Raw genomic sequence first — 8,649 nt, 5'->3', positions numbered from 1 at the left:
GCGGGGCGCGCCCCGGCGGCCACGCGACCGCCCCGCGGCCGGTGCCGCGGGGCGGTGGGCGGACGGGCGGGGCCGGCGCGTCAGTGCTCGTGCACGATGACGCCCCGGATGTTCTTGCCGTCGCGCAGGTCCTGGTAGCCCTCGTTGACCTGGTCGAGCGTGTACCGCTTCGTCACGAGCGCGTCCAGGTCGAGCTTGCCCTGGTCGTAGAGGCGCAGCAGGCGCGGGATGTCGTACTGCGGGTTCGCCGACCCGAACAGCGTGCCCTTGATCGTCTTCTCGAAGAGCGTGAGCACCGCGCCGGACACGTGGATCGTCAGCTTCTCCGGATGGGCGAGCCCCGTCACCACGAGCGTGCCGCCCTTGCCGAGGACGTTGAACGCGGCGCCGACGACCACCTCGTCCACCACGCCGACGGTCACCAGCGCCTGGTCGGCGCCCTGCCCCCAGGTCAGCTCCATCACCTTGGCGAGCGCCTCGTCCGCGTCGCCGAACGCGTGGGTGGCGCCGAGCTCGACGGCCTTGTCCCGCTTGAACGCGACGGGGTCGACCGCCACGATGTTCGCCGCGCCCGCGTGCCGGGCGCCCTGGACGGCGTTGATGCCGATGCCGCCGATGCCGAACACCACGACGGTGTCGCCGGGCCGGACGCCGCCCGCGTACACCGCGCTCCCCCAGCCGGTCGGGACGCCGCAGCCGACCAGCACCGCCGTCTCCAGCGGCAGCCACTCGTCGACCTTCACCACCGAGTGCTGCGAGATCGTCGCGTACTGGCTGAACGTGCCGATCATGCACATGGCGCCGTAGTCCTCACCGCCGCCGTGGAAGCGGAACGTGCCGTCGGGCAGGTCGCCGTTCAGGATGGTGGCGCCCATGTCGCAGATGCTCTGCCGCCCCGTCGAGCAGTACCGGCACGTCCCGCAGTTGGGGATGAAGCTGCACACCACGTGGTCGCCCGGCGCGACCTTGGTGACGCCGGTGCCGACCTCCTCGATGACGCCGGCGCCCTCGTGCCCGCCGACGATCGGGAACCGCGGCACCAGGTCCCCGTCGGTGAGGTGCAGGTCGGAGTGGCACAGGCCGGCCGCGACGTAGCGGATGAGGACCTCGCCGTCCTTGGGGCCGTCCAGGTCGAGCTCGGTGATCTCGAACGGCTTGCCGGGTCCCGCGAGTACTGCTGCCCTGGTCTTCACGCGCCTGACCTCCGGTCCGTGAGTGAGGTACCTCACAACGTAACCCCGAGCGCGGTCCCCGGAAAGGGCGCGAGCCGGGGCGGGGCGCGCCCGGCGAACCGGACGCGCCCCGCCCTCACTCCGGGTTCTCGATCCGCACCAGGCCCTCGGCGACCGCCCACTCGATGGACGCGCGCAACGCCTCGCAGTGCCGGATGCGGGCGCCCGGCTCCCCGGCCGCCACCCGCGGGGCGATCTCCCCGCAGGCGGCGCCCGCCGCGGCGGTCCACTGCACGCTGGTGTGCGGCGGGCTCTTCTTCTCGACCAGGACGCGGGCCCCGCACGCCCGGCACTCGACCGGCTGCACCGCTAGCTCCGCATCGACTCGGGGATCGTCGAGAACAGCACGCCGTTCGCCACGTTCTCGGCGACCTCCTCGCGCCACGTCTCGACGGCGCGGGAGGTGTCGATCTCGAACTCGAACCGGTCGGTCATCTCCGGCGTGACGTCCTCGACGTCCACGTAGAACTGCTTGTACCAGCGGCGCAGCTGGTAGACGGGGCCGTCCTGGTCGCACAGCAGCGGGTTGTCGATGGCCGTCTTGTTCTTCCAGATCTCGACGTCCTGCATGAAGCCGAGGCCGACGCCCTCGGCGACCTGCGCGGCCGTCGCGTCGGCCTCCTCGGCGGACATGCCGGGGAACTTCTTCACGATCACGCCCCACTGGAGCATGAAGGAGGTCGGGCTGATCGGGTAGTGACAGTTGATCAGGACGGTCTCGACCGTCATGTCCTCCGCCCTGTTCCACAGGTAGTCGATCATGTAGGACGGGCCGTAGTAGGCGGCCTCGGACTTCTGGTCGATCTTCTGCGGCGGGCCCGGCACGAACCCGAGGTAGGCGTCGTCGCGGGACGTCCCGTCGAAGTACTGGGCGGCGACGTGGCCCTCGAAGACGTTCTTGAAGTAGGTCGGCAGCGCGTAGTGGATGTAGAAGAAGTGCGCCATGTCCACGACGTTGTCGACGATCTCGCGGCAGTGCGAGCCCTCCACCCGCAGCGAGTTCCAGGACCAGTCGCTCCACTCGTCGCTGAACGCGCCCTCGATCCGCGGGATCGTCACCTCGGGCGGCGGCGGGTTGCCCTGCGGGTCGTTCCAGACGAACAGCTGCTTGTTCTCCTCCAGCACCGGCCAGGCGCGGGTGCGGGCGCCGCGCGGCGCCCGCTTGGCGTAGGGGATGCCGGCGCACTTGCCGTCGCCGCCCCAGCGCCAGTCGTGGAACGGGCAGGCGATCGCGTCGCCCTTGACGGTGCCCTGGGTCAGGTCGCCGCCCATGTGGGGGCAGTAGCCGTTGAGGACGTTCAGCCTGCCGTTCTCGCCCTCGAAGACGACGAGCTTGGTGCCGAACGCCTCGACGGCGTGCGGCTTGCCGTCGCGGAACGCGTCGGCCAGGCCGAGGCAGTGCCAGCCCCGGGCGAACCGCTCCGGGGGCGGGGCGGCCTCGATGACGCGGTGGTTCATGACGTGCCTCCTTGCGCGGCCGGCTCGTCGCCGGCGGCCTCGACGGTGGCTGCTTGCTGGGCGATGTGGGTGGCGGCGGCGTAGCCGAAGGTCATGGCGGGGCCGATGGTGGCGCCGGGGCCGGGATAGGTCTCGCCGGTCACCGCCGACGAGCAGTTCCCGGTGGCGTACAGGCCCTCGATGGCGGACCCGTCCGCGCGCAGCACGCGGGCGTCGGCGTCGGTGACGAACCCGCCCTTGGTGCCGATGTCGCCGGGGACGACCGGGACCGCGTAGAACGGGCCCTTCTCCAGCGGCGCGAGGTTCGGGTTCGGCAGCGTCGGGTCGCCGTAGTAGTTGTCGTAGGCGCTGTCGCCGCGCCCGAAGTCGGCGTCCTTGCCGGCGCGCGCGAACCCGTTGAACCGCTCGAAGGTCGCTTCGAGCCGCCCGGCCGGGACGCCGATCGCGGCGGCGAGCTCGGCGGGCGTGCTCCCCGTCCTGAGGAAGCCGCTCTCCCGCCACTTCTTCGGGAACGGCTGGCCGGGGAACAGCCCGACGAACACGTAGCGGGCCTTGGCGCGCGCGTCGACGATCATCCAGGAGTCCATCGCGGGCGCGCCGTGCGCGTACATCCGGTCGACGAACTCGTGGTACGGCAGCGACTCGCGGGCGTACCGCTCGCCGTTCCCGTCCACGATCACCATGGACGGGATGGCGCGGTCGGCGACCAGGAAGAACAGCCGGCCGTCCGGGGTCGGGACGGACGGCGCGCCCCACACCTTGTCCATCAGGTCGACGGCGGCGCCGAGCCGCAGCCCGGCGCGGAGCGCGTCGCCGGTCTGGCCTTCGGCGGCGTGCGTCCACTCCGTGCTCGTCGGGGACGGGAGGTACTGCTCGCGCAGCGCCTGGTCGTGGGAGAACCCGCCCGCCGCGAGGACGACGCCGCGCCGCGCGCGGACCGTCACGTCCCGGCCGCCGCGGCGGACCGTGACGCCCGCGACCCGGCCGTCCTCGACCACGAGGTCCTGGAACGGGCTGGACAGCCACAGCTCGCCGCCCGCCTCGGCGAGGGCGAGCCGCAGCCGCGCGACCAGCGCCTCGCCGAGCGACAGCAGGCGGCGTCCGGTCAGCAGGGCGCCGACCGCGCGGAGGCCGACGCGCGCCGACGCCCGCTTGCCCTTCCACGTCCGGGTGACCATGTTGATCTTGCCGAAGTCGGCGGAGGTCATCGTCAGCCCGTAGGTGGGGAGCCCGGCGCGGCGCATCTTCGCGAACTCGGGGCCGAGCTTGCGGCCGTCGACGATGCACGGCTCGACGGACCTGCCCTCCGGCTTCCCTCCCGGCGCCTCCGGGTAGTAGTCGGAGTAGCCCGGCGTGTACGCGAACCGCACCCAGCGCGTCCGGTCGTGCAGGAAGCGCAGCATCTCCGGGCCGCGCGTCAGGTAGGCGTGCTTGCGCTCGCCGGGGACGCGGTCGCCGACCGTCGCGTCCATGTACGCGCGGGCGTTCTCCAGCGTGTCGCGCTGCCCGGCCTCCTCCAGGTAGAGGTTGTTCGGGATCCAGACCGCGCCGCCGGACAGGGCCGTCGACCCGCCGTACCGGTCGGTCTTCTCCACGACGAGCGCGGTCAGGCCGTGCGCCCGGGCGGTGATCGCGGCGGTGAGGCCGCCCGCGCCGGAGCCGACCACCACGACGTCGTACTCGTGTTCTCGTTCCATGTTCCTTCTCCGGCTAGTGGAAGGCGCCGGCGGCGTAGTCGCCGCGGAAGTACAGCAGCGGGCCGCGGTCGCGCCGGTCGTGCAGCTCGCGGACGGCGCCCACCACGATGAGGTGGTCGCCGGCCTCGTGGACGTCCTCGATCGCACAGTCGATCGCCGCGAGCGCCCCGTCAAGGTGCGCGGTGCCGTGCGGCGAGGCCGTCCAGCCGACGCCGGCGAACTTGTCGGAGCCGCTCACCGCGAACGCCCGGCACACCTCCCGCTGGTCCTCGGCGAGGACGTTGACGGCGAAGCGGCCGGTCGCGGCGATCCGCGGCCAGCTCGTGGACGTGCGGGCCACGCAGAACATGACCAGCGGCGGGTCGAGCGACAGCGACGCGAACGACTGGCAGGCGAGGCCGGCCGGGATCCCGTCGCCGTCCACCGACGTGACGACGGTGACGCCGGACGCGAAGCGGCCGAGCACGTCCCGGAACCCGGCTCCCGAATCGGGACCGCTCATATCATCGTGTCCGTCACCTCGAAGCCCAGCGCGCCCTGCCCGTACAGGGTCAGCGCCCGCTCCGGGTCGTTGACGGCGTGGACGCGCCCGGCGTGCGCGTCGCGCCAGCCGCGCTGCACCGGGTGGCCCTCCTTGAGCGCGTGGCCGCCCGCGTTCTCGAACAGCAGGTCGACGGCCCGGATCGCGCGGGCGGTCGCCATGACCTGGTCGCGGCGGGTGCGCAGCCGCAGCTTCAGCGAGAACTCCCGGCCCGCCTCGGCCGCCGCCGTCAGCTCCCGGATGTTGCGCTCCATCAGCGTCCACGCGGCGTCGATCTCCCCGGCGGCGGTCGCGATGCGGACCTGCGCGTGCGGGTCCTCGGCCACCTTCTGGCCGCCGTAGGAGACGCGGATGCGCTCGCGCGTCGCCTTCAGGTAGGCGTCCAGGGCGCCCTGCGCGATGCCCGCGATCGGCATGCTGATCGTCGTGGAGAACACCGCGGCGAACGGCAGCCGGTAGAGCGGCGCCTTGTTGACCTCGTGGCCGGGGCAGTCGCACGCGGAGGTGTCGGTGAAGCTCAGCGTCCGGTGCTCGGGGACGAACGCGTCCTCGACGACGATGTCGTTGCTGCCGGTGCCGCGCAGCCCGATGGTGCGCCAGACGTCGTCGATCCGGTAGTCGGCGCGCGGCAGCAGGAACGTCCGCATGTCGACGGGGTTGCCGTCGGGTCCGGGGACGAGCCCGCCGAGGAACACCCAGTCGGCGTGGTCGCACCCGGAGGAGAAGCTCCACCGGCCGCTGACCCGGAACCCGCCGTCCACCGGCGTGATCTTCCCGGTCGGCGCGTAGGACGAGGAGATCCGCGTGTTCGGGTCGGCGCCCCACACGTCCTCCTGCGCCCGGACGGGGAACAGCCCGAGCTGCCAGGGGTGCACCCCGACGACCGAGGCGACCCAGCCGGTGGACCCGCAGGCCGCGGAGATCTCGCGGACCGCGGTGTAGAACGTCACCGGGTCCGCCTCGTGGCCGCCGAACGCCTTCGGCTGCAGCAGCCGGAAGAACCCCGTCCCGGCCAGCTCCTTGATCGTGGACTCCGGGACCCGGCGCGCCTCCTCGGCCTCGCCGGCCCGTGCCGCGATCGCGGGCACGAGGTCGCGCACCGCCTCCAGAACCTGCTCGCTCATGCTCGCTCCTTGCTCGGACATCCGTCCCCCCGGCGGCCGGTCAAGGTGATCCGGCTCACCCGGGAGTTGCGTGCACGCTAGGCATGGTGTTCCAATTAGAAATACCAACTTCCCGCTGAGCGGGAGACAAGCCGGGAGGAACAGCCCATGCCGGCACCCGCCGCGGCGTCCGCGCCGCCCCTGGAGTCCTCGATGCTGGCCCGCGCGGCCCGCATCCTGTACTGCTTCACCAGCACGAGCCCCGAGCTGTCGATGAGCGAGGTGGTCCGGCGCACCGGGCTGCCCCGCTCCTCGGTGCACCGCATCCTCGACCAGCTCGTCCGGCTGCGCGCCCTGGAACGGACCGGGTCGCGCTACCGGCTCGGCCTCGGCCTGCTCGAACTCGGCGCGCTCGCCGTGCACCAGAACCGGCTGCGCGAGACGTCCCTCCCCCACCTGCGCCGCCTGCACGAGGCGACCGGCGCGCTCGTGCACCTCGCCGTGCTGGACGGCCCCGAGATCGTCTACCTGGAGAAGATCGGCGACGTGCCGGAGGGGCGGGTGCCCTCCCGGCTCGGCGGCCGGCAGCCCGCCTACTGCACCGGCGCCGGCAAGGCCCTGCTGGCGTTCGCCGGCGAGGACGAGCTGGCCGAGACGCTCGCCGCCGGGCTGCCCGCCCGCACCAGGTTCACGATCACCGACCCCGGCGCGCTCCGCCGCGAGCTGGCCTACATCCGCGACCACGGCGTCGCGTTCGACCGCGAGGAGGCGCACCAGGGCGTGTCGTGCGTCGCCGCGCCGCTCCGCGACGCGACCGGGCGCGCGGTCGCCGCGATCTCCGTCTGCGGGCCGCCGTCCCGGATGGACGCGCGCCGCGTCGTCCCGCCGCTGCTGACGACCGCCCGCGAGGTGTGGCGCGCCCTCTTCACCGCCGGGCCCCACCGCCGCGGCCGCTGACCGGCGGTGGTCTCCCGCTGATCGGGAAGGCGCGCGGGCGCGCCCGGCAGGGGTTCCTACGGTGTGAGCCACCTCTCACCACCCTTCCAGGAGGACCCCCCATGCCTTCGATTCGTGGCGCGGGCGCCGTCGCGCTCATCGCCGGCGGCCTGCTCGTCTCCCCCGTCGCGGTCGCGGCGGCACCCGTCCCGGCCGCGGCACCCGTCCCAACCGCGGCGGCCGGCGCGGTCGCATCGCCGCAGGACGCGCTGCAGGGCACCGTCAACTTCCGCGACCTCGGCGGATACCGGACGGTCTCGCACGCGCGCGTCCGGCCGGGCCTGGTGTTCCGGACGGACGCGCTGAACCGCACGACGGACGCCGACCTCGCCGCGCTGGCCGCGCTCGGCGTCCGGGAGGTCGTCGACTTCCGCACGCCGGCCGAGGTCGCGGGCGACGGCGCGGACCGGCTGCCGCCCGGCCTGGCCGTGACGGCGCGCCCGATCTCCGACGGGGGCATGTACGCGGCCGTGAACGCGGCCATCGGGTCGAAGGACCCGGTGAGGCAGGAGGCCGTCCTCGGCGGCGGGCGCGGCGCCGAGACCATGCGCGTGCTCTACCGGACCTTCGTCGGCGACGCCGGTTCCCGGGCCGCGTTCGGCCGGACGCTGCGCGACCTCGCCGACCCGTCGCGGACGCCGCTGGCCTTCCACTGCACCAGCGGCAAGGACCGCACCGGCTGGATGAGCTACCTGCTGCTGCGCGCGCTCGGCGTCCCGGAGAAGACCGCCCGGAACGACTACCTCCTGTCGAACCGGTACCGGCAGGACGCCGACGCCGCCACGCGGGCGCAACTGAAGGCCGCCGGGTACATGCAGGACCCGGACCTGCTCATCCCGATCCAGGAGGTCCGCGCCGACTACCTGGACGCGGCGCTCGACCAGGTGCGGCGCTCGTATGGCACGCTCGACCGCTACCTGCGCAGCGGACTCGGCCTCGACGCCCGCACCGAGTCCCGCCTACGCCACCGCCTCCTCGCCCGCTGACGGACCGGGCGGGGTCAGCCCGTGGTCAGGCCGCCGTCGACCGGTAGCTCGGCACCGGTGATGTAGGCGGACGCGTCCGAGGCCAGAAAGAGGACGAGGCCCGCGACGTCCTCGGGGACCCCGGCGCGGCCGAGCGGCACCCGCGGCGCCTTGCCCGCGCCGCGCTCCACGCCGATGCTCGCGATCATCGGGGTGTCGATGACGCCGGGATGGACGGAGTTGACGCGGATCCCGTCGGCGGCGAGGTCGAGCGCGGCGGAACGGGTCAGGCCGCGCAGCCCCGACTTGCTCGCGCCGTAGGCGGAGTGGCCGCGGATGCCGCGCAGCCCGGCCGTGGACGAGATGTTCACGATCGACCCGCCGCCCCGCGCGCGCATCGCGGGCACCACCGCCCGGATGCCGAGGAACGGCCCGACGAGGTTGATCCGCAGGATCTCCTCGAAGTTCGCGCGGGTCTCCTCGGCGACCGGGGCGGTGCGCCAGACCGCGGCGTTGTTGACCAGCACGTCCACGCCGCCGAACGCCTCCTCCGCGACGCCCGCGACGCGCTCCCAGTCGCCGGCGGACGTCACGTCGTGCCGGACGAAGCGGGCGGCGTCCCCGATGGACGCCGCCACCGCCGCGCCCTCGTCCTCC

Annotated in this window: 9 protein-coding genes; 2 read left to right on the top strand and 7 right to left on the bottom strand. The window is 73.5% G+C overall.

Annotation, left to right across the window (positions count from 1 at the left end; all coding sequences use genetic code 11):
* Positions 1-80: 80 nt before the first annotated feature.
* The 6 genes from ABZ914_RS40765 to hsaA form a co-directional block, all read right to left on the bottom strand.
* Positions 81-1,193 (bottom strand): NDMA-dependent alcohol dehydrogenase, encoded by a 1,113-nt coding sequence (locus tag ABZ914_RS40765; protein ID WP_500199972.1) that lies wholly within the window; start codon positions 1,191-1,193, stop codon positions 81-83.
* Positions 1,194-1,308: 115 nt separating this feature from the next.
* Positions 1,309-1,539, bottom strand: coding sequence for a ferredoxin (locus ABZ914_RS40760; RefSeq protein ID WP_500199971.1), 231 nt, complete (start codon positions 1,537-1,539; stop codon positions 1,309-1,311).
* A gap of 2 nt (positions 1,540-1,541) precedes the next feature.
* The gene (locus ABZ914_RS40755; RefSeq protein ID WP_500199970.1) at positions 1,542-2,690 is read right to left on the bottom strand and encodes a 3-ketosteroid-9-alpha-monooxygenase, oxygenase component; all 1,149 of its coding nucleotides are present in this window, start codon (positions 2,688-2,690) and stop codon (positions 1,542-1,544) included.
* Positions 2,687-4,387 carry an FAD-binding protein gene (locus tag ABZ914_RS40750; RefSeq protein ID WP_500199968.1) on the bottom strand — a complete coding sequence of 567 codons (1,701 nt, stop codon included), beginning with the start codon at positions 4,385-4,387 and terminating at the stop codon, positions 2,687-2,689. The genes ABZ914_RS40755 and ABZ914_RS40750 overlap by 4 nt, the downstream gene beginning before the upstream one ends.
* Positions 4,388-4,400: 13 nt before the next feature.
* A complete protein-coding gene (locus ABZ914_RS40745) occupies positions 4,401-4,889 on the bottom strand; it encodes a flavin reductase family protein (protein WP_190866714.1) in 489 nt (162 codons plus the stop codon).
* Positions 4,886-6,052 (bottom strand): 3-hydroxy-9,10-secoandrosta-1,3,5(10)-triene-9,17-dione monooxygenase oxygenase subunit, encoded by a 1,167-nt coding sequence (gene hsaA / locus ABZ914_RS40740; RefSeq protein WP_500199966.1) that lies wholly within the window; start codon positions 6,050-6,052, stop codon positions 4,886-4,888. Before hsaA ends, ABZ914_RS40745 begins: the two co-directional genes overlap by 4 nt.
* Positions 6,053-6,199: 147 nt before the next feature.
* Between hsaA and ABZ914_RS40735 the strand changes: the two genes are divergently transcribed.
* Both ABZ914_RS40735 and ABZ914_RS40730 read left to right on the top strand, forming a co-directional pair.
* Positions 6,200-6,988 carry an IclR family transcriptional regulator gene (locus ABZ914_RS40735; RefSeq protein ID WP_500199964.1) on the top strand — a complete coding sequence of 263 codons (789 nt, stop codon included), beginning with the start codon at positions 6,200-6,202 and terminating at the stop codon, positions 6,986-6,988.
* 101 nt (positions 6,989-7,089) lie between these two features.
* The gene (locus ABZ914_RS40730; protein ID WP_500199963.1) at positions 7,090-8,013 is read left to right on the top strand and encodes a tyrosine-protein phosphatase; all 924 of its coding nucleotides are present in this window, start codon (positions 7,090-7,092) and stop codon (positions 8,011-8,013) included.
* Positions 8,014-8,027: 14 nt separating this feature from the next.
* Here the strand turns inward: ABZ914_RS40730 and ABZ914_RS40725 are convergent.
* Positions 8,028-8,649: SDR family oxidoreductase (locus tag ABZ914_RS40725; RefSeq protein WP_500199962.1), on the bottom strand; the 622-nt coding region annotated here is incomplete at its 5' end.

Source organism: Spirillospora sp. NPDC046719, from assembly GCF_040645715.1.
GTDB lineage: Bacteria > Actinomycetota > Actinomycetes > Streptosporangiales > Streptosporangiaceae > Spirillospora.
The sequence above is the reverse complement of the archived record's forward strand: the minus strand, read 5'-3'. Positions and strand labels throughout refer to the sequence as shown.

Excerpts from the sequence above, each read along its gene's own strand:
- hsaA (WP_500199966.1), bottom strand. The coding sequence starts at position 6,052 with ATGAGCGAGCAGGTTCTGGAGGCGGTGCGCGACCTCGTGCCCGCGATC.
- ABZ914_RS40750 (WP_500199968.1), bottom strand. The coding sequence starts at position 4,387 with ATGGAACGAGAACACGAGTACGACGTCGTGGTGGTCGGCTCCGGCGCG.
- ABZ914_RS40735 (WP_500199964.1), top strand. The coding sequence starts at position 6,200 with ATGCCGGCACCCGCCGCGGCGTCCGCGCCGCCCCTGGAGTCCTCGATG.
- ABZ914_RS40755 (WP_500199970.1), bottom strand. The coding sequence starts at position 2,690 with ATGAACCACCGCGTCATCGAGGCCGCCCCGCCCCCGGAGCGGTTCGCC.
- ABZ914_RS40730 (WP_500199963.1), top strand. The coding sequence starts at position 7,090 with ATGCCTTCGATTCGTGGCGCGGGCGCCGTCGCGCTCATCGCCGGCGGC.
- ABZ914_RS40745 (WP_190866714.1), bottom strand. The coding sequence starts at position 4,889 with ATGAGCGGTCCCGATTCGGGAGCCGGGTTCCGGGACGTGCTCGGCCGC.